Here is a 19,028-nt window from a genome sequence, read left to right on the forward strand (position 1 = left end):
GTCAGTGATCGAGCGCGTAAATTCCATGCATCCGTCACGTTGTTTATATACTATCCGGTCGTTCGTACGGCTGAATGGATGTGCGCCGCTTGGTCCGCGGCCGGATCGACTGGCCCGATCTCGAGACTGTCGCTCGATCGATCGCAGAGCGGTACGACCGCCAGGACGTCCGCGTCCGGTTTCTGGACGCTGATAACTGGCTGTCGACGCCGATGGTCGTCGACGAGAACCTGTTTGTCAAAGTCATTAGCACGCAGAACACACGGGTGCAAGCGCTGTTTACCACCGGACGGAACCTCGGGGCGTTGTCGAGTGGTACGGAGGGTTTTTTCGAGTCGTTTCAGACACCGTACGAGATGGCACGCCACGAACTGGAGGCGACCGACCGAATGCGATCGCTCGGCGTCAACGCGCCCGAGCCGATCGAGGCCTTCGAGGTCGACGGCTTTGGCGTGTTGGTGTTCGAATACCTCCCGGCGTTTCGGTCGCTGGACGAACTCGACCCGGAGACCGAAACGCATCTGACTATCGAGCTGTTCGATGCACTGTCGACGCTGCACGACGCCGGGATGGCCCACGGCGATCTGCGGGCCGAAAACGTGCTTATTCTCAACGAAGAGTTGTTTTTCATCGACGCAACCAGCGTCAAAACCGAAGCCCGAGACTCGATTCGCTCCTACGATCTGGCCTGTGGGCTGGCCGCGCTCGAACCACTCATCGGTGCGCGAAACGCGGTTGACGCGGCGCTCGAACGCTACTCGGTCGACGCGTTGCTGGAGGCACTGAACTTCCTGAGCTTCGTCAAAATCCGACCGGACCACGATTTCGAGTCGGCCGCGCTCAGAAGCGAAATCGAAAAACGGGCGACCGATGCGCGGAACATCGAAGGCTGAATCCTGTGTGGATGGTTCGATCTATTCGGCTCTGGTGAAACCCTCTGTAGAATATAGCTGTGAACCGCTATGCAGAAGAATCAGAATATAAATGAAAGGATTGCGAGCACGACGAAGAGGATCACGAGCCACTTGGCAATATTCATGCTCAATCCGGCAACCCCGCTGGCCCCGGCAATCCCTGCAATAACCGCCAGCACCAGAAAGACAATCGCAAGGCCGAGAAGATCTCCGCCGAACTGGAGAGGAACGAACGCGGCTCCGTCGACTACGGTCTGAGTAAGTTCCATACCATTCGCTCGATCTCCACGCATATAGTTAATACACGGATATAAGATAACTAAAAAGAAGTATCTCCGTATAAGATAGCATTACTGCGCTGCAGAGTTCACCAAGATCGACTACTCAGCTGACGATATCTCGACGCTCGACTGCTCGTCAACATAGAACTCCCAGATGTAGAGCGTCGCAAGCGATCGATACGGGGCCCACGTTTCGGCACGCACTCGCATTTCAGCGCGCGTCTCGTCGCCGAACAGGGCGGTCATTCCACGGCGAACCGCGAGATCCTCGACCGGAAAGACGTCCGGTCGCCCGAGTCCGAACATGAGCGTCATTTTCGCGGTCCAGTCGCCGATACCTTTGATCTCGGTGAGTTCGTCGACCACCGCAGCATCGGATTGGCCGGCAAATCGGTCGGCGGTGACCTGTTCGTCGACGAACCAAGCGGCAACCGCCCGGACGTATTCGATTTTCTGTGGTGAGAGCCCGGCCTCGCGGAGCGTCGACGCTTCGGCAGCCACGAGAGCCTCGGGAGTGATCTCGACGGCAGCAAAAAGGCGTTGGCGGATCGTTCGGGCAGCTTGGGTCGAGATGAGTTGGTTGACGATCGAGGTGACCAGTCGCTCGAAGAGGTCGTCTGCCGGCTCGACTGACAGTTCGCCGTAGGCGTCGACGAGGGGTTCGAGATCCGTCTGGCGTAATCGGTCGTGTGCGTCAGCCACAGGGGGAGTCGACGGCGAGAAGCCAAAGCGATTGTGCCACGGACAACCTGAAACAGCAGGTGATGAGTGATCTACCAGCGGAGTGTGTATTAGAACAAGAAGATTATACACCCTGACATCATATACCGCACTGATGAGTGAGACAGACATCAGGGCAGGAACACGACTCACGCTCGATCTGTGGCACCCGAACTGCTGGGCAATCGATGCAACACGTGAGGTTCCGGGCGGCGTGTTGGCACACGCGATTTATACTAGCCCGACGACGGAGCTGAGTTCGGCGTCGGTCAACGGGTTGTTCACGGCGTTTGGTGATACCATCGAGGAGGTCGAAACGTTGCTCGACCACATCGACGCCTCGCCGCACAGCGGCGAGCTACTGGAACTCCAAGAACGGTTTGGAGCGGGACACGCCGCACCGGGCAACGTCGTCCGTGAGTTCTTCCTCGAATACAAGCCCGGTGACATGATCTGTCCAGTGCTGCTGGAACACGGCTTCGTCCACAGTGCTCCCGTCCGTATCGAAGACGGCCGCGAAACCTGGGAAGTCTGTTTCGCTGGCGAGCGGAGCGATATCGAACCCTCGCTTGAGGCTGTCCGTGCGGATGCGGGTGCCGATATCGAAATCAAGCGGCTTACTGCCGCCGGAGACGTTCGACAGCCCGAACGACAGCGTCGACTCGACTCGCTGACGCCCACCCAGCGCGAGGTGTTCGACCTCGCACGCGATGAAGGGTATTACGAATGGCCCCGCGGCACGTCGACGCGCGAGCTTGCAGAGCTATCCGATGTCTCGAAAACTACACTACTGGAACATCTCCGTAAAGCCGAAGCAAAACTGCTCAATCCGCGAGATACGACCTGAGCACCGACGTTAGTTGCCGACGATCGCCCGCAACGCGAAAAGGGCGTTTTCCTTCCGTTCGCGGAGTCGACGGTAGAAGTACGAGAACCACTTGTCGCCGTAGGGTATGTACTGGTAGGTCCGCACGCCGTCGGCCGCAAGCTCGGAGCCCTGCTGCTCGGTGAATCTGTGGGTCCTGCATTCGTCGCCGGTGGCGTGATCCTGGCGGTGGGTATCTATCTCGTGAGTACGACGCACGCGGAATGATCAATCGGTGTTATTCCCGACGTGGACGAGGCCAGCGGGCTGCTCGACAACCGAGATCTCTCGAATCTCTATCTCGGCGGGTAGCTAATCGCGGGCGTTTGTTTCCGTGGCTCTTGGCTACTCCGGTGAAAACAGACAGTATGCAGACAGTACCACTGATTGTCGTGCAAGATATAGAGACTGTAGTCAGTACGCAGCCACCAATTACTGTGTTCGGCAAAAAACACAGATCTCCGAACCGTGCGACGAGGCGACGACCGCGCCGCCGGCTCAACCGGTCGTCTTCCGGCCGGTTATCTCGTAGGGGTCGAGTTTGTAGATCAACATCTCGACTTCGGGGACAGCCTCGTCAAAGAGGCGAAACGGCGGAAATTGCTCGTTTACTTCGGTGTCGGTGAACCGAGCCTGCTCCTCTGCGGAGAGGGGGCGTATCTCGCCGCGGATCATCACACTCCACGAGTTGCCCCCCTCGTCCATCTCGTAGATGATGAACGTAGCAGTCTCTGTCGACTCCGCGTACACTATTTTGGTGCTTTCGGGCTCGTCGCTCACCCGAACGAGTAGCCGGGTACCGTCATACAGGTAGTTCAGCGGCACCGCGTAGGCGTCGTCGTCTCGGGCCAATGCGAGGACACCGTGGCCACGCTCTGTGAGTAGCCGGCCGATCTCCTCCTCGTCGATCCCTTCGGTATAGACGTACTCGACATGGTCCATGGGCTATGGATGGGTCGGTCAGCTAAAGAGGCCTCGTCCGTCCGACTCAGAGAAGCCCTGGTGTAGTCGCGTGGTTACATAACACTGTTTTCAGATCCATAGCATCGTTTGTATTCACTACTCAACGTTGTGGCGCTTTTGAGACACATCATTTGATCAACAACAACATGCAGAGGTTATATCCAACAGTTGTGCGTGACTGAATACAATGCTACTTCCTAAGCTTCACAATTTATCCGAGCCAGACATGAATATGTCAGTATGTCCCCAGACGCAAAGGAAATAGCCTTTACCATTGGCGGGATAGCGGTTACGCTTCTTGTAGTTGTGACTGTGCTATCGGAAATAACCCCACTTCTCGGGGGGCCATTTAGCCCAGTGCTTGACGTGCTAACTCTGGTCTATGAACTCCTCCCGTACCTTTTCGGTGGAACATTTCTAGTGCTTGGATACCTACTTTATCACTTCAATCAAGGTGGATTTGGGAGATAATAACCGGAGCCATCGCTGCATATGCGCGGTCCATTTTGCACGACACATCCAGACAGAATCTATGAATGAATGGTTTCGCCAGGATCTATTTTGATGATTGAAAGGAGGATCCACACTGCGTTTCAATGGGTCGGCACACCCCGAGTGACCCGGTCTCGGGTTACTCCCCGCCGCCGGTGACCGTGACGGGACGGTCGGTGTTGAGCAGGACCTCCTGGGTGACCGAGCCGAACAGCACCTTGCCGGCGGGCGAGCGTTTGCGACCCCCGAGGACGATGAGGTCGACGTCAAGGTCCTCGGCGTCGGCGATGATGTCGTCGGCCACCTCGCCGCTGTCCTCCAAGAGCTGGTAGTCGACACCGGCGTCTTCGAGGCATTCCTCCGCCCGGCGGACCGACGCGACGCGCTCGGCGGAGTTGAATCGCCGCAACTCCGCGGGCAGCTCCTCCGAGCCGGTCCCGTCGGTAAAGACGAACAAGAGGTGTGCTTCGACCTCCTCGTGGGCGTTCGGAAGGCTGGCAACGAACGCCGCCTGTCTGCGAGCACGGTCTTCGTTGTCGTCGATCGGAACGAGTACACGGTACATATGTTGGTGTTTGTAATTCAAAAGAGATTGTCAGTCCGTCTCAGTCGTCCTCTACTTTCACGTCGGCCGACAGTCCCTGTGCGAGTTCAATCTCGGGGGCGTTGTTGAGCGTCCACGCCGTTCGCTCGGTGACGGCTTCGATTACCTCGCGGGCCGAGGAGTAGCCGTTGCCCGACTTTTTGACGCCGCCGAAGGGTAACTGGACCTCCGCGCCGATACATGGGAGGTTCCCGTAGGCCAGCCCGAGGTCGGCGTGGTCGCGGTAGTAGTTGATCTGCCGGTAGTCCTCCGAAATGATCGAGCCCGCGAGCCCGTAGGGCGTCGCGTTCTGGAGTTCGACCGCGCGTTCGATGTCGCCGTCGTACTCGATGAGCGCGACGTGAGGGCCGAAGACCTCCTCGCGGATGCATTCGAGCGACTCGTCGTACTCGATCTCGTAGACGAACGGCCCGGTCCAGTGGCCATCCTCGTGACCCTCCGGAATTTCTTCCTCACTGAGTTCGCCTCGGTCGACCAGCACGTTCGCGCCCTCCTCGCGGGCTCGCTCGTTGCCAGCCAGCACCTTCTCCTTGTGTTCGGCCTCGATCAGTGGTCCCATGAACGTCGACTCGTCGAGTGGGTCGCCGACCGCAACCCGTTCGGCCGCCTCAACGTACCGCTGCTTGAACTCCTCGTAGACATCGGTGTGGACGATCAGCCGCTCGGCCGACACACACCGCTGGCCCGTCGTCTTGAACCCCGAGAGTACAGCCGCCGGGACGGCGAGATCGAGATCCGCTTGGTCAGTAATGACGACCGCGTTTTTACCGCCCATCTCGCAGGCCGCGAGTTTGCCGGGCGTGCCCCCGACCTGATTGGCGATATGGTGGCCGACCTCCGCCGAGCCCGTAAACAGCACCGTCGCGACGTCATCGTGGTCGACGATTGCAGCCCCCGCATCGCCGTACCCCTGAACCATGTTGAACACGCCATCCGGAATTCCGGCGTCGATCATGAGTTCAGCGATCGCCTGGGCACAGCGGGGCGTCTGTTCGGCGGGTTTCCAGACAACCGTATTCCCCTCGACGAGCGCGACCGCCATGTGCCAAAACGGAATGGCGATGGGGAAGTTCCACGGCGTGATACAGCCGACGACGCCGCGGGGCTTGCGGCGCATGTAGGCGTCTTTGGAGCCGATTTCAGAGGGAACAACATCGCCATGAGGATGTCGACCGTTACCTGCAGCCCACTCGACCATGTGGGCTGCCTCGACGATGTCGGCTGTGCCCTCGTTGATTTCCTTGCCACACTCGCGAGTGACGAGTTCGCCGAGTTCGTCGGTGCGAGCCTTCAGTTCCTCATAGACGTCCCAGAGGTACTCCGCGCGGTTCGGATACGAGAGCTCGCGCCACTCCTCGAAGGCCTCGTCGGCCGCCGCGATCGCGCGGTCGACGTCCTCGTCTGTGCCCCGTGGGAACTCGCCCAACTGCTCGCCCGTTGCTGGATTTTCACTGATGAATGTCTCGTCGGCATCGACCCATTCGCCGTCGATATAGTGTGCAAACGTCTCCATACATCATCTAGATTTTGTATGCCCGAATAGGTCACACCGACCATGGAAGGGCCCTTGTGCTCGCTGGCGTCCTGTCCCGACGACAGAAAAATGTAAACGATTCAGTCGACCCTGGCTTCAGCAACCCCCAGTTCGTCGAGGGCGACCTCGATGATCCGCGCCTCGACGAGCGCGCGCTGTTCTGTCAGGGGATCGTCGACCGAATCGAGAACCTCACGGCTTCGGTCGAGGAGTCGACGTTCGAGTTTGGTCTGGTCAGGGGCATCTTTTACACTATTTAATAAGGCCTCGAAATCCTCTCTGAGGTCGAACGAGGCGTAGGCGACGTTACACCGAGAAAGTGGGTGGTGTCCCAGGTCGAGCGCAAGGTCCGCAACGAGTTCCCAGTCGTCGGCACAGAACTGGAGGGTCACTGGACTGACGATGTCCTGCCAGGCGATCGGCCCGCTGTTTTCCATCAGCGTCACCGCCCGCGGCGGCACCTCGATCCGACTGGTGGTTTTGGGACCACCACAGAGACAACAGGGAGTGTCGGTTCGCCCAGTGTACATACGCGTTGTAGGGCGTCGACCGGTATGGTCCTTTGTGTCGAGTCGACTACTTGCGGGCGTAGGCTTTCTCGAAGCGGTCCGGCGGCAGCCGAAGGTCGTCGAGATCCTGTCGGTGTTTGACATTATACACTACCTGCATCTCGTCAGTTGTCGGCCGGCCGTTACACGAGAGGCGAATCCCCTGGTCGAGCAGCTCCTCAGAGAGGATGTGGTCGACTAACTGCGAGAGCTCGCCATCGAGCAGTGACACTGCACAGTTCGCACAGGCCCCGCCGCGACAGGCGTACGGCCAGGCAAAGCCGTTGCGTTCGGCCGCCTCCAGCAGGGTTTCGTTGTCTTCGACCTCGAAGTGGCCGAAGTCGACCGAGTCGAGATTCGCGGCGGCGGCCTTCTCGAAGAGGTCGTCGTCGTCGAGCTCCCAGCCGTAGTCGTCGAGCACCTCGTAGTTGAGAAAGTCGACCTGTGCCGGCTCGTCTTCCGGTTCAGTCGAGCCCTCCTGGTCGGAGACGAACTGCTCGTGATCCAGCTGGTCTTCGGGCGTTTCGGTCGACAGTTGCTCGTAGGCCGCTTTGACACGCTTGAACTCGGCCTCGGAGCCGCCGAGATCGGGATGCGTCTCTTTGACCCGCTGGCGGTAGGCCTGTTTGAGCCCGTCATCGTCTACGTCGGTGTCAACCCGGAGAATATCATACGGAGACGCCATGGAAAGAGTGGGATCTATCGATTGAAGGGCCTCGGCGAACCTTAAGCCGTCGACTTCGGCCATATTCGGTCGGGAGAATCGATCGTAGTTGGTTGGCACACTCGGCGGTCTATGGTCGTACACCGCGCACCGTTATGACCGCATACAGGGCACTTTTTGCCGCCTGCACGGAGAGGTTGCAGTATGGCGTACACCACTGTCGACGGCTGTTCGATCTACTACGAGACCACGGCCGCCGACCCCGAGGCCGCTACGGTCTTGTTGATCGGCGAACTCGGCTTTGGACCGTGGCAGTGGGGCTGGCAGTATCGTGCGCTTGCTGGCCTGTTCGAGACCATCGTTTACGACCCCCGCGGCTGTGGTCGGTCCGACGCACCACCGGGTCCCTACACGATGCGAACGCTCGTCGACGATCTGGTGGCCGTCCTCCGCGAGACGAACACCCGCCGCGCGCACCTCGTCGGCTGTGGGCTCGGCGGCTGTGTGGCCCTCGCGGCGGCCCGTCACACGACCCGCGCCGAGAGCCTGACGCTGATCGGCACCCCCGTCTCGGCCGAGGCGTTTGATTACGCTGACCTCCGCACGGATCCTGCCGATACCGTCGACCTCCGCGCGTCGACGACCGCGCTGCTTTCGGGCGACTTTTGCGACACACATCCCGAGGCAGTCGACCAAATCGTCGACTGGCGCGCCGACGAAGACGCCTCGCCTGACGCACAGCAGGCCCAACTGGCCGCCTTGGATGGTTTTGATGCCGAGCCACTCTACGAACTGACACGGCCGGCGCTCGTCGTCGCCGGTGGAGACGATTCGGTCGTCGACAGCGACGAGAGCCGTCGACTGGCCGACGATCTTCCACGAGGGGAATTTCACGAGTTCCCCGAAGCCGGACACCTGCTGACCGTCGAGCGGTCGGCCGCGCTAAACGACGAACTGGTCGGGTTTCTGGAGTCGACCGACGAATAATGAGTCCGTGAGACCGGCAGCAACCGCGTGCGACGCAAGGCACTTACTTGCGGCTCACCTGACAACAGATAATGGAACGGCTACGGTTTGGGCTTCTGCAGGCGGCTCACGACGACGAGAACACGACGCGGAACTTCAGACGCGAACTCGATGCCGACCTCGTCGAGTTCGACGTCAACAACGGCAATCTCCCGCCGACCACCGATTTCGACGCCCTGGTCGTCACCGGCTCGCGGGCGTCGGTCTACTGGGACGAGGAGTGGATCGACCCGCTCGTCGAGTACGTCGCCCAGGCGGCGGCCGAGGGTGTACCAATCCTCGGCGTCTGTTACGGCCACCAGGTACTGGCCGAAGCGCTTGGGGGTCGCGTCTCGGGGATGGACGCGTTCGAACTCGGCTACAACGAGGTCGAACAGGTCGACGACGACCCCCTCTTTGCGGGCATCAACGACCGTTTTACGGTCTTTACGAGCCACGGCGATTCGGTCATCGACCTCCCGCCGGGGGCGAAACTCATCGCGCGCAATGAATACGGCGTTCACGGCTTCCGCCGCGAGCACTGCTGGGGCGTCCAGTTCCACCCCGAGTACGACATCGAGACCGCCCGCGACATCGCCGAAAGCAAGCGCGAGCGACTCGGCGACGAGCAGGTCGACCGCGTGCTCGCCGAGATTTCGGCCGAGCAGTACAACGCCGCCTGTGAGGCCAAGCAGCTGTTCGAGAACTTTGCGGCGTACGCCCGCGAGCAAACCGCTGAGCGGGACGAGCTTGAAGCGACGGCCTAACGTTCGATCATTCTTTCTGTGGGCTCCGTCTTTCAACCTGAGTCGTAGAGAACGCCCTTAAGTAGCCGCCTCACGAGGATTCAGCAATGGCTATCGACCCAAATTTCGATGTAAATAGGGAGAAAGTCGGCGAAGAAAACGGGGTCGACGTCTGGGGCCCGGTCGATCCACCCGAGAAACTGGGCATCCACGGCACCCACGTCGCGGTCGACTACGACATCTGCGTGGCCGACGGAGCCTGTCTCGAAAACTGTCCCGTGGACGTCTTTACGTGGGTTGAGACCCCCGACCACCCCGCCAGCGAGCGGAAGGTCGAACCCACCCGCGAGGACCAGTGTATCGACTGCATGCTCTGTGTCGACATCTGTCCGGTCGACGCAATTGATGTCGACGGCAGTCGAAAATGACGGTCGTTCAACGACGGTGTTTATAAATACCCGACGAGACGGCGGTTTCTGTCATGAATCCCAGCGTAACAAGAACAAAGGGCCGAGAGGACCAAAACGGGGTCCCGTCGAGTCATCGATCCAGTTAGAAAAAGAGGATGCCGATGACGATCAACACGAGAATCACGAGCACAGCGAGGATGACGTTCGTATCGAGTCCTTGTGGGCTACTACTTCTGGTGTCAGTGCTTTCGGTACTCGGTGACTCCGAGGAGTCGGTCCCTCGGGCAGGGTTCGTCTCGTCGACGGGGGCGGACTCCTGGCTGACTGAGTCGTTGTCTGAAAGGTCGACGACGCCTTCATACTCGTCGCGAGTGTCTCTGACGAGCGTGAGCCGCGCGCCGGTTTCGGCGGCGATGTCGGCGTTCGAGAGTTCGTGGTCAGCCGCCGCCGTACGCAGGATCGAGCGCTGTTGGGCTGAAAGGTCGCTGGCGGCGACTGGGTCTGCTGTGTCGGTGTCTTCGGAGTCTTCAATTGCTTCATCAACGGGAGTTTCGACCGGCCGTTCGGCACCCTCGGCGAGTTCGACCTCGTCTTCGTACTCGTTGCGGGTATCTCTGACGAGCGTGATCCGCGCACCGGTTTCGGCGGCGATGTCGGCGTTCGACAGCGAGGGGTTCGACAGCGCGGTTTCCAGGATCGCTCGCTGTGTCTCGCTGAACGCCTCGTCGTCGGTCGTCTTCGTCATCGAGATGTCCCCCACACACTCGCCGTGCCGACCGAGTGTGATCGTCGACCACTGCTGTGATGCGCCACCGCACACTCATTGAACCCTGTTGGCATACACCTCTTTCACTCTAACCTACAGTAATCAATCTACCCCTGTCGACACCGTATCCTATCGACACCGTATTGCCTACAGAGTCGGCCCCGTTCTAACTGTCCAATCGACTGCGTTCAGCCGTTTTCGGGGTTGGAAAGCGGTACACCCTGGTTGAACTCCGAACTCGCTGAGACCGGGGTGAGTGATAACAAAGCCATCGATAGCCCGCACGACGTTATAGCGACTGGCTGTCGAGGCAGTGGTATGGCTGACGTACAGTCCGTAGACACCGAAGACGACTACATTGACGTCCGGTTCAACGATCCCGACCGCTACGAGACGATTCGGACGCCCGACTGGGCCGAAAACGCCGCCCAGTCTGTCTCGGAGAACGCGGAGGTCAGAACAGGCAAGCAGAAAGAGGGCGACGAGAGGGAGATCCAGAGCGTCCTTATACCAAAGACCGTCGACGCTCGCTATCGGACTCGTGCCGCTGTCGGTGCTCGCGTCGTTCTTTTGGCGAACCGCAACCGTCACCACGCTGACGGCCGCAACGCTACCGTTTACCACACCCGAACAGGAGCGCTGACCGAGTTATCCAACCGAAGTTTCGCTACCACAAGCAAAATTGTTTTATTGGCGGGGTCAGTCGACAGTGCCAATGCCAATTGCGCTGCCACACGACGCCAAGGCTGGACCGACCAAGTCTGAGGTTCGGTCGGTACTGCTGGGGAAACTCGATCTTAGCGACCGAGACCACTTCGCCGAGGTCGGCTCCTGTACCGGCGCGGTAACTATCGAGGCCGCTCGGCGCGCGGGTCGCGTGACCGCCCTCGAACGCAAAGCCGAGCGCCTGGAAGTCACGAAAAAGAACCTCGCGGCCAACGAGGACCTGATCAATGCAGAAGTCGACCTCAGAAACGCCGAGGCTCCCGAGGGACTTCCCGCCGAGGCCGACGCCCTCTTTTTGGGCGGGAGCCGGAACTTCGAGGCGGTGCTCGACCACGCCGTCGACACGGGTGTCGACCGGATCGTGATGAACGTCTCGCGGCTGGAAGTGGCTGGCCGCGCCACCCAGGCGTTCCGCGACCGGGGGATTCTCGAAGAGGTCGTCCAGTTTCAGGTGAGTCACGGCTACGAACTCGCCGGGGCGACGAGCTTCAACTCCGACAACCCCGTTTATATGCTCGTCGGGAGTGCCAGCGAGGACGGCGATGGCGGCACCGACGGCGAGCCGGTGGAGGCCACACAGTGACGCTGTACGGTATCGGGCTCGGTCCCGGACAAGCCGATCTGGTCACGGTTCGCGGGAAAGAAGTCCTCGAATCGGTCGACGTCGTCTACTCGCCCGGTCGACTCTCGCGGACGGTCGCGCTGAACCACGTCCCGGAATCAAAGATCGGGGACCTCGATTTCCCGATGACTCGCGACGAGGACAAACTTCGGGAGGCGTGGAAAGCCGCCGCCGCCGAAATCGCCCCGCGAGCCTGCGAGGGTGACGTGGCCTTCGTCACGCTTGGCGATCCGAACGTCTACTCGACGTTCGGGCATCTGCGCCGAACCCTCGATGCGTTTCATCCCGACGTAGCGGTCGAAATCGTCCCCGGCGTCAGCGCGATGACCGCCTTTGCCACCGCGTTGGATGTCGAAATCGAGGCCGGGGCGGGCCTCTCGCTACGGGAAGCCGCCAACGGCCACGCGCCGACCGGCCCGGATCGGATGATCCTCTTCAAAGTGACCGACGCGCCCGCGACTCACGAGAAACTGGTTGAGGCGGGCTACGACGTGACCTACGGTCGACGGCTCTACATGGAGCAAGGCGAGACGACCGTTACCAACGATCCCAGCGAGATCGACGATCGGGACTACTACACGCTGGCCTACGCAGTGAAACGGGATTTGAATATCGAGTCAGCGACCGCGACGTTCGCCGCTAGCGAGGCCGACGAACGCGACAGCGAGGAGGGCGAGGCATGAGCGACGAGTCAGGCGAAACGGACCCACAGTCCGCCATCGATGCACAAGGCGAGCGTCGACGCGCCGAACTCGACGACCGGATCTTCGATCACAGTGCAGGCGACGAGCAAACAGGAATTCCGTTCGTGGGAGCCGGTCCAGGAGACCCTCGCCTCCTCACAGTCGCAGGCAAGGAACTCCTCGAAGACGCCGACCTCGTCGTCCACGCGGGCTCGCTGGTCAACAGCGAAGTGCTCGACGAGTACTGTTCGCACGCCGAGACGGTCACCTCGATCGGGAAGGATCTCGAAGAGCTGATTCCGCTGATGCGGGATGCTTATAAAGAAGGCAGAAACGTCGTCCGGCTCCACAGTGGCGATCCGGCGATCTACGGGGCGGCACTCGAACAGATGGATGCGCTCGAACACGAGGGCATCCCCACGCATCTCGTCCCGGGCGTCACCTCTGCCTTTGCGGCGAGTGCGACCCTCAGAACCCAACTCACGCTCAATGAGGTCTCGAACCACGTCGCGTTCACCCGGCCGCAGGGCAAGACGCTGACCGCCGAAGAGGACCACATCAGCGACTTTGTCGGGATGGGCGACGTGACGACCTGCATCTATCTCGGTACCCACGCGGTCGCCGACACGATGGATCGACTCATCGAAGACGGCCACGACGAGGACATTCCGGTTGCGGTGGTCTACCACGCCTCGTGGCCCGACGAGGACGTGATGGTCGGAACTATCGGCACGATAGGTGACATTCTCGAAGATGCGGGCCACCGCGCCTCGGCGATGGTCATCATCGGCGAGGCAGTCACGGGCGCGGGCTACGAGCGGTCGTTCCTCTACGATGGCTGGGCGAACCGCGGTTCGAACAGCGATACCGATGCAAAAACAGCCGACCAGGAGACAACACAATGAGCACTGACAAAGACAGTTCAGAGAGCACAGACGGTTCCGGCGGCCACTGTAGTGTCGCCGACAGCGACGGCGAGGTCGCCGAGGAGATCGCGATCATCTCCTTTGGCCGAAAGATGGAGACCGCCGAAGAGATCAAGACGGGACTCGCCGACCGCTACGAGAAAATCGACATCATCGAGTACCACGGCACAGTCTTCGATGAGCACTGGGGCGAGTACGACTGTTTTATTGGCCTGATGGCCAGCGGGATCGCCATGCGCAAAACCGCCCACCTGCTCGACGACAAGTGGGACGACCCCGCGATCTGTGTCGTCGACGAAGAGCTCACCTGGGCCATTCCGATCACCGGCGGCCACCACGGCGCGAACCAAGTGGCACAAGACCTCGCCACGATGGGCGCGATTCCGGCGATGACGACGGCCTCTGAGGCCGCAGGCAAGCAGGGTGTCGAAGCCCGCGCGAAGGCGATGGATTCGCACGTGGTGAATGGTCGGTCGACGATCAAAACCAATCTCGCAGTCCTCGACGACAATCTCGGTCCAGTCGCCAGACTCGACGGCCCGAAAGCAGTCCTCGTCGGCGATGATGTAACGGTTCTCAAACGGAACAAAGACGAGGGAATCGTCATTGGGACCGGTAGCGTCTCGGGTGCGTCGGCCGAGTCGTTCATCGCGGCGTGGGAGACCGCCCTCAATGAGACCGACTACGGGTTCGAGGATGTCGACTTCGTCGCCACCGCGACCCGAAAGGAAGACGAGGAGGGACTTTTAAAAGCGGCCGAACAAGTCGGTCTCGGTGTCGTCGCCTTTGATAAGGAGACGCTGCTCGACCACGAGGGACCGACGCCCTCGCGGTCGAAGGAGTTGATCGGCTGGCCGGGCGTCTCGGAGGCCTCGGCGATCGCCGGTGGTCGTGAGCAGGAACTCCTGCTCGAAAAGATCGGCTACGAGAACGAAGTCACGGTGGCGATCGGCCGATGAGTAGCGAACTGGCCGACGCAGAGACGGCCGTCGACAGACCCGACGACTTCGGTACACTCTCGGTCGTGGGTATCGGGCCGGGACTTCCCGACGACATGACCCAGCGCGCCAAGGAGGTCATCGAGACCGCCGACTGCGTGATCGTCTCGGATCTCTATCAGGCATTCCTGCGCGAGGACGGAACGTTGCCCCCGAAGGATCAGGTCGACGACGATGGGTTTGTCACCCGCGAGAACGGTCACGAACAGGAGATCATCCGGTCGACGATGGGCCGACAAATAGAGCTTGCAAAGCTCGCCTTCGAGCGCGTCCGCGCGGGCGAGGACGTGGCCCACGTCTCGGGTGGCGATCCCTCGGTCTACGGCAAATCCGACCTGATCTTCAAGATGGCTGACGAAGAAGAGGCGACGGACATCCCCATCGAGATCGTCCCCGGTGTGACCGCTGCGCTGGGCGGTGGGGCGATGGTCGGCGCGCCGCTGTGTAACGATTTCTGCACCATCTCCTTGTCGGACAAGTGGCGTGGGTGGGACGAGATCGAACAGAAGCTGCGGGCCGCCGCCATCAGCGACTTCGTGATCGTTCTGTACAACTGCTGGCGCAACTACGAACGCGCGGTCGACATCGTCCGCGAGGAGCGCGTCGACGATGCGCTCGTCGCCATCGTCAACGACGCTGGCCGGAAGGACGCTGGCCGCAACGGCGAGGGCCACTTCATCACGACGCTCGGCGAGGCGACCAATCACGACGACAAAGTGTCGGGGATGGGCACCTCGCTGATCATCGGGAATCACGAGACCGAAACGTGGGAAAACGACTATCGGACGTTCCTCGTCACCCCGCGCGGCGGGCGTGACGTGGAGGATTTCTAATCATGAGCACGGACACAAACACGGACACGAGCACAGAGCAGAGAGGCGAATCGGCGAGCAACGAATCCGGCGGCTGTACGGCCAAGTCGGGGTCGACCAAACAACAGTCAGTCGACGAGAAAATCGGCTCGACGGTCGACGACTTCGACGCCGACCCCGGAAAACTCACGGCCGTGGGCCTCGGTCCCGGCCACCCGGAGGGGATGACACAGCGCGCACGCGCTGCGCTCCTCGAAGCAGAACACATCGTCGGCTACACCACCTACATCGAACTGTTGCCCGAGGAGATCACAGCGGAAGCAGACGAACTGTACGACACGCCGATGTGCGGGGAGGTCTCCCGAACGGAGGAGGCGATCGACCGCACGCTGGCGGGCAACGACGTGGCGATTATCGGCAGCGGCGACCCCAACGTGTATGCGCTGTCGGGGCTAGCCCTCGAAATTCTGGAATCGAAAGGTGCGACCGCTTCGATGGTCGCCTTCGAGGTCGTCCCCGGCGTCCCGGCCGCCCAGTCCTGTGGGGCCTTGCTTGGTGCACCGTTGGTCAACGACACCGTCTCGATTTCCTTATCGGATCACCTCGTCCCGATGCCGGAGATCGAATCCCGACTCCACGCGACCGCAGGCGAGAGTTTTACCATCGTGATCTACAACCCCTGGAGCCGCAAGCGACGCGACAACTTCGAGAAATGTTGTGAGATCCTGCTGGCTCACCGTGGCCCTGACACACCGGTCGGTATCGTTCACGGCGCAGGCCGAGACGACGAGGAGGTCATGATCACGACGCTTGACCAACTAGAGGAACTGGGCGAGACGGATATCATCGACATGACGACCACGATTCTCGTCGGCAACGAAGAGACCTACGTCTGGGACGACCGGATGGTCACCCCGCGCGGCTACGAGACCAAATACGACTACTGACCATGCGCTACGAAGTTACCCTCAAAAAAGACCCCTGCGACGGCATCTTTGCCTGTCTGACCCGCGACCCGCGGTTCGTCGAAGACGACGACGGACTGGCAACCATCGACCCCGACGGCGATCCGATCTACGACGGCGACGGCGAGGTTCGGGAGGTCGACGGCGACATCATCGCCAGCTTCGACGACGACCGAATTGATGAGGCCCGCCAAGCGGCCGCGGCGTGTCCGACGAACGCCATCGTCGTCGAGGAGGTAGAGCGATGAGCCTTGCCGCGCCCGAGGACCTGCTGGCGGGCCATCCGTCGACCGCGTATTTTTGGGGTCGCGTGGCCGGTGACGGCGAGGTCCACCGCGACCACCTCACGGTGTCGACCAACGACGAGCAAGCGGCCGAAACGATCAGCCGGATCGTCGACGGCAACGTCGACCACGAGACCACCAGCCGCGAGTACGCCCACAACACCGACCTCACGAAGACCGAAGACGAGTACACCGTCGAGGTGACGAGCGACGATCTGTTCGGGATGAGTGGCTCGCTCGGCCTCCCGGTCGACGGCCGCGGGAACTACCGATTTAGTGCCTTTGGGGACTACCGACGTGACCTGCTTCGCGGAATTCTGGAGGGCTGTGGGACGATCTGTTTCAAATCCTCAAGCGGCACTGTGGGTGTCTCGTTCGTCCATGACGACGCCGACCTGCTCGAACTCGTCCAACAACTCATCGACGATTGTCCGGTCGACGCGCCGTACGGCGACCTCTCGGCAACTTCGTCGGGTGGCTACTGGTTCGGTGTCGACGACGATGTCGCGGCCGAGTTCGGGATGTGGCTCTACGAAGGCACCGCCGAGACCGGTCTGTTTGCGCCGAGCCGACGCCGCAAACTGGTCCAGAGCCTCGATCAAGCGACCGACGTCGACTTCGATCGTTCACAGTTCGAATCAGATTCATGAGCCAGCTTCGGAACAGCATCTCGGCGGTCGACAACGAGGCCGTCCTGCTCGTGGGACACGGCTCCCGGCGCGAGAAGTCCAACGAGCAGGTCCGTGAGCTGGCGGCGATGCTCGAAGACCGGCTGGAGATCCCCGTGGATGCGGCCTTCCTCGAACTCGCCGAGCCCGCGATCCCGGACGCCATCGAAGGGTTGGCCTCGACTGCCGACTCGATAACCGTGGTCCAACTCTCGTTGTTCGCGGCAAGTCACGTCAAAAACGACGTTCCCCTCGCGGTCCAGCGCGCACGGTCGACCCACGAAGCCGAGATCAAAAACGGGGCCCACCTCGGCATTCACCCCGCGATTGTCGACCTCCTTGATGACCGAGCAGCGACGGTCGAAAAGGAGTTGGGCGTCGACCGCACGGTCGACGACGTTGCGGTGGTCGTCTGCGGTCGCGGATCGAGCGACCCCGACGCCAACGCCGACCTTCACAAGCTCTCGCGGCTGCTATATGAGGGCCGTGAGTTCTCGCACGTCGAGGCCTCGTTTATTGGAATTACTGAGCCAGTCCTGGACGACTCGCTGTCGACCATCGCCAAACAGCGCCCCGACGCGATCGTCGTTGTTCCGTATATGCTCGGTGACGGCGTGCTCACGGGTCGGATTCGGGAGTGGACCGACGACTTCGATTCGGAGTACCCCTACGTCGACGCCAAGGCTGGCGATCCGCTGGGGACTGACACGCGGCTCTTGGACGTGCTGGGCGACCGCTGGCAGGAGGCTCGGACCGACAGCGTCGAGATGTCGTGTGACACCTGCAAGTATAAGGTCGACCTCACGGGCTACGAGGAAGATACTGGTGGGGCGCGGGCGATGCTCCGAGCCTTGACGCATCAGGAAACGCATGCGGATCGAAGCGATGTCGACGACGATCCCCACACCCATGACGCCCCCGAAAAACACGTCGCGGTCTGTACGAACCAGACCTGTGCAGCGGATGGTGCGCCCGCCGTCCTGGAGCGGCTTCGCCAGGAGGCCCGTGACTCGGATCAGTGCGATGTGCGAATCACACGGTCGTCCTGCTTGGGGCGGTGTGGTGAGGGGCCGATGGTCGCCGTCTACCCCGAGAACGTCTGGTATGGGGGTGTCGACGGGAGCGATGCCGAACGGATCGTTTCGTCACACCTCGACCGCGACCGGATCGTGAGCGATCTGGTCGACCAAACGCTTTAATTATATTTAATTAGTTTTTGCGTGTTGATGGCCATTCGAATGTGAACAACCAGAAAACCCCCGAGCTATCGGCTCCCGCGGCTCGTTGCGTGCTTCGGCCGCGTAGCGGCCTGCAGTGCTTACTTCGCCGGGGTTCGCCGATAGCTCGGCCCCTTTCAATCCCACCCACAGCCCGTGGACCAGCCGCTCTCGGGCAGGACTGAAAGGGGCGACTTGCTCCAGGAAGACGGCCGACGCAAGCACCGGAGGCCGTAGGCCGAGGAGCACAGCGAGGCCCTCGACCGGAGCCAGTCGGGGCTTTCTGATTATTCGAAGCACTATCTGTAAAGTAAATCCAAGGCTATTATCGAACTCAGAGAAACAATCGAATTAGTGATATTGTCACTGGCTGACGTGCAAGATAGACTGCGCGTATCTTGCAGAGAATGTCATCGCGCCTGGAACGTGAATTCGATATTCTTGCGCAAACGCCTTGACTCGTGTCTACGCTCGTCTTTCGACCCCTATCACGAGTGTGACCAGCAGGTCGCATCGCCCCCAGCATCAGTCTCCAGCCGCCCGTTATCAGAAAAGACGACCCATTGGTATAAATATAATATTAAAAAATAGCTATTGGTATATATATGGTTTATA

At 60.8% G+C, this 19,028-nt stretch carries 23 protein-coding genes and 2 pseudogenes; 16 read left to right on the plus strand and 9 right to left on the minus strand.

Annotated elements, in window-relative coordinates; translation table 11 throughout:
- Nucleotides 1–74: 74 nt before the first annotated feature.
- Nucleotides 75–893 (plus strand): RIO1 family regulatory kinase/ATPase domain-containing protein, encoded by an 819-nt coding sequence (locus O2S87_RS02370; RefSeq protein WP_475407202.1) that lies wholly within the window; start codon nucleotides 75–77, stop codon nucleotides 891–893.
- 80 nt (nucleotides 894–973) lie between these two features.
- Here the strand turns inward: O2S87_RS02370 and O2S87_RS02375 are convergent, their stop codons facing one another.
- Both O2S87_RS02375 and O2S87_RS02380 read right to left on the minus strand, forming a co-directional pair.
- A complete protein-coding gene (locus O2S87_RS02375; protein WP_475407203.1) occupies nucleotides 974–1,183 on the minus strand; it encodes a DUF1328 domain-containing protein in 210 nt (69 codons plus the stop codon).
- 111 nt (nucleotides 1,184–1,294) lie between these two features.
- Complete coding sequence (locus O2S87_RS02380) at nucleotides 1,295–1,897, minus strand: DNA-3-methyladenine glycosylase family protein (protein WP_475407204.1); 603 nt, start codon at nucleotides 1,895–1,897, stop codon at nucleotides 1,295–1,297.
- A gap of 133 nt (nucleotides 1,898–2,030) precedes the next feature.
- Between O2S87_RS02380 and O2S87_RS02385 the strand changes: the two genes are divergently transcribed.
- Complete coding sequence (locus tag O2S87_RS02385) at nucleotides 2,031–2,762, plus strand: helix-turn-helix domain-containing protein (RefSeq protein ID WP_475407205.1); 732 nt, start codon at nucleotides 2,031–2,033, stop codon at nucleotides 2,760–2,762.
- A gap of 9 nt (nucleotides 2,763–2,771) precedes the next feature.
- Here the strand turns inward: O2S87_RS02385 and O2S87_RS02390 are convergent.
- Together O2S87_RS02390 and O2S87_RS02395 are read right to left on the minus strand one after the other, a co-directional pair.
- Nucleotides 2,772–2,921: pseudogene (locus O2S87_RS02390) on the minus strand (proline dehydrogenase family protein); the annotation flags it as partial.
- A gap of 357 nt (nucleotides 2,922–3,278) precedes the next feature.
- On the minus strand, nucleotides 3,279–3,722 hold the full coding sequence (locus O2S87_RS02395; RefSeq protein WP_475407206.1) for a pyridoxamine 5'-phosphate oxidase family protein: 444 nt from the start codon (nucleotides 3,720–3,722) through the stop codon (nucleotides 3,279–3,281).
- Nucleotides 3,723–3,983: 261 nt separating this feature from the next.
- Between O2S87_RS02395 and O2S87_RS02400 the strand changes: the two genes are divergently transcribed.
- On the plus strand, nucleotides 3,984–4,214 hold the full coding sequence (locus O2S87_RS02400) for a hypothetical protein (RefSeq protein WP_475407207.1): 231 nt from the start codon (nucleotides 3,984–3,986) through the stop codon (nucleotides 4,212–4,214).
- Between the two features lie 160 nt (nucleotides 4,215–4,374).
- Here O2S87_RS02400 and O2S87_RS02405 read toward each other — a convergent pair whose 3' ends face one another.
- The 4 genes from O2S87_RS02405 to fer all read right to left on the minus strand — a co-directional run bounded on the left by O2S87_RS02405 (nucleotide 4,375) and on the right by fer (nucleotide 7,606).
- Nucleotides 4,375–4,800, minus strand: coding sequence for a universal stress protein (locus tag O2S87_RS02405; RefSeq protein WP_475407208.1), 426 nt, complete (start codon nucleotides 4,798–4,800; stop codon nucleotides 4,375–4,377).
- Between the two features lie 40 nt (nucleotides 4,801–4,840).
- On the minus strand, nucleotides 4,841–6,352 hold the full coding sequence (locus O2S87_RS02410) for an aldehyde dehydrogenase family protein (protein ID WP_475407209.1): 1,512 nt from the start codon (nucleotides 6,350–6,352) through the stop codon (nucleotides 4,841–4,843).
- 101 nt (nucleotides 6,353–6,453) lie between these two features.
- On the minus strand, nucleotides 6,454–6,903 hold the full coding sequence (locus O2S87_RS02415; protein WP_475407210.1) for a DUF7960 family protein: 450 nt from the start codon (nucleotides 6,901–6,903) through the stop codon (nucleotides 6,454–6,456).
- A 46-nt stretch (nucleotides 6,904–6,949) separates the two neighbouring features.
- On the minus strand, nucleotides 6,950–7,606 hold the full coding sequence (gene fer / locus O2S87_RS02420) for a ferredoxin Fer (RefSeq protein ID WP_475407211.1): 657 nt from the start codon (nucleotides 7,604–7,606) through the stop codon (nucleotides 6,950–6,952).
- A gap of 183 nt (nucleotides 7,607–7,789) precedes the next feature.
- On the opposite strand from fer, the gene O2S87_RS02425 reads away from it, so the two are divergent.
- From O2S87_RS02425 to O2S87_RS02435, 3 genes are all read left to right on the plus strand, one after another.
- Entirely contained in the window at nucleotides 7,790–8,572 is a 783-nt protein-coding gene (locus O2S87_RS02425) for an alpha/beta fold hydrolase (RefSeq protein WP_475407212.1), read from the plus strand.
- A 71-nt stretch (nucleotides 8,573–8,643) separates the two neighbouring features.
- Nucleotides 8,644–9,357 carry a type 1 glutamine amidotransferase gene (locus O2S87_RS02430; protein ID WP_475407213.1) on the plus strand — a complete coding sequence of 238 codons (714 nt, stop codon included), beginning with the start codon at nucleotides 8,644–8,646 and terminating at the stop codon, nucleotides 9,355–9,357.
- 86 nt (nucleotides 9,358–9,443) lie between these two features.
- A complete protein-coding gene (locus O2S87_RS02435) occupies nucleotides 9,444–9,764 on the plus strand; it encodes a 4Fe-4S dicluster domain-containing protein (protein WP_475407214.1) in 321 nt (106 codons plus the stop codon).
- Between the two features lie 124 nt (nucleotides 9,765–9,888).
- On the opposite strand, the gene O2S87_RS02440 is transcribed toward O2S87_RS02435, so the two are convergent.
- The gene (locus O2S87_RS02440) at nucleotides 9,889–10,491 is read right to left on the minus strand and encodes a hypothetical protein (protein WP_475407215.1); all 603 of its coding nucleotides are present in this window, start codon (nucleotides 10,489–10,491) and stop codon (nucleotides 9,889–9,891) included.
- A 339-nt stretch (nucleotides 10,492–10,830) separates the two neighbouring features.
- On the opposite strand from O2S87_RS02440, the pseudogene O2S87_RS02445 reads away from it, so the two are divergent.
- The 10 genes and pseudogenes from O2S87_RS02445 to O2S87_RS02490 all read left to right on the plus strand — a co-directional run.
- Nucleotides 10,831–11,034, plus strand: a pseudogene (locus O2S87_RS02445) (hypothetical protein); the annotation flags it as partial.
- A gap of 193 nt (nucleotides 11,035–11,227) precedes the next feature.
- Nucleotides 11,228–11,821, plus strand: coding sequence for a precorrin-6Y C5,15-methyltransferase (decarboxylating) subunit CbiT (gene cbiT, locus O2S87_RS02450; protein WP_475407216.1), 594 nt, complete (start codon nucleotides 11,228–11,230; stop codon nucleotides 11,819–11,821).
- A complete protein-coding gene (locus O2S87_RS02455; protein ID WP_475407217.1) occupies nucleotides 11,818–12,543 on the plus strand; it encodes a cobalt-factor II C(20)-methyltransferase in 726 nt (241 codons plus the stop codon). The genes cbiT and O2S87_RS02455 overlap by 4 nt, the downstream gene beginning before the upstream one ends.
- Nucleotides 12,540–13,448 (plus strand): cobalt-precorrin-4/precorrin-4 C(11)-methyltransferase, encoded by a 909-nt coding sequence (locus O2S87_RS02460; RefSeq protein ID WP_475407218.1) that lies wholly within the window; start codon nucleotides 12,540–12,542, stop codon nucleotides 13,446–13,448. Before O2S87_RS02455 ends, O2S87_RS02460 begins: the two co-directional genes overlap by 4 nt.
- Nucleotides 13,445–14,428 (plus strand): cobalt-precorrin 5A hydrolase, encoded by a 984-nt coding sequence (gene cbiG, locus O2S87_RS02465; protein ID WP_475407219.1) that lies wholly within the window; start codon nucleotides 13,445–13,447, stop codon nucleotides 14,426–14,428. The genes O2S87_RS02460 and cbiG overlap by 4 nt, the downstream gene beginning before the upstream one ends.
- Nucleotides 14,425–15,300, plus strand: coding sequence for a precorrin-3B C(17)-methyltransferase (locus tag O2S87_RS02470; RefSeq protein WP_475407220.1), 876 nt, complete (start codon nucleotides 14,425–14,427; stop codon nucleotides 15,298–15,300). The genes cbiG and O2S87_RS02470 overlap by 4 nt, the downstream gene beginning before the upstream one ends.
- A gap of 2 nt (nucleotides 15,301–15,302) precedes the next feature.
- A complete protein-coding gene (gene cobJ / locus O2S87_RS02475) occupies nucleotides 15,303–16,226 on the plus strand; it encodes a precorrin-3B C(17)-methyltransferase (RefSeq protein WP_475407221.1) in 924 nt (307 codons plus the stop codon).
- A 2-nt stretch (nucleotides 16,227–16,228) separates the two neighbouring features.
- Nucleotides 16,229–16,492, plus strand: coding sequence for a ferredoxin (locus O2S87_RS02480; protein ID WP_475407222.1), 264 nt, complete (start codon nucleotides 16,229–16,231; stop codon nucleotides 16,490–16,492).
- Entirely contained in the window at nucleotides 16,489–17,178 is a 690-nt protein-coding gene (locus O2S87_RS02485) for a cobalamin biosynthesis protein (RefSeq protein WP_475407223.1), read from the plus strand. Before O2S87_RS02480 ends, O2S87_RS02485 begins: the two co-directional genes overlap by 4 nt.
- On the plus strand, nucleotides 17,175–18,395 hold the full coding sequence (locus O2S87_RS02490) for a CbiX/SirB N-terminal domain-containing protein (RefSeq protein ID WP_475407224.1): 1,221 nt from the start codon (nucleotides 17,175–17,177) through the stop codon (nucleotides 18,393–18,395). The genes O2S87_RS02485 and O2S87_RS02490 overlap by 4 nt, the downstream gene beginning before the upstream one ends.
- The last annotated feature ends 633 nt before the right edge of the window (nucleotides 18,396–19,028 follow it).

This window comes from Halohasta sp. A2 (genome assembly GCF_056175805.1).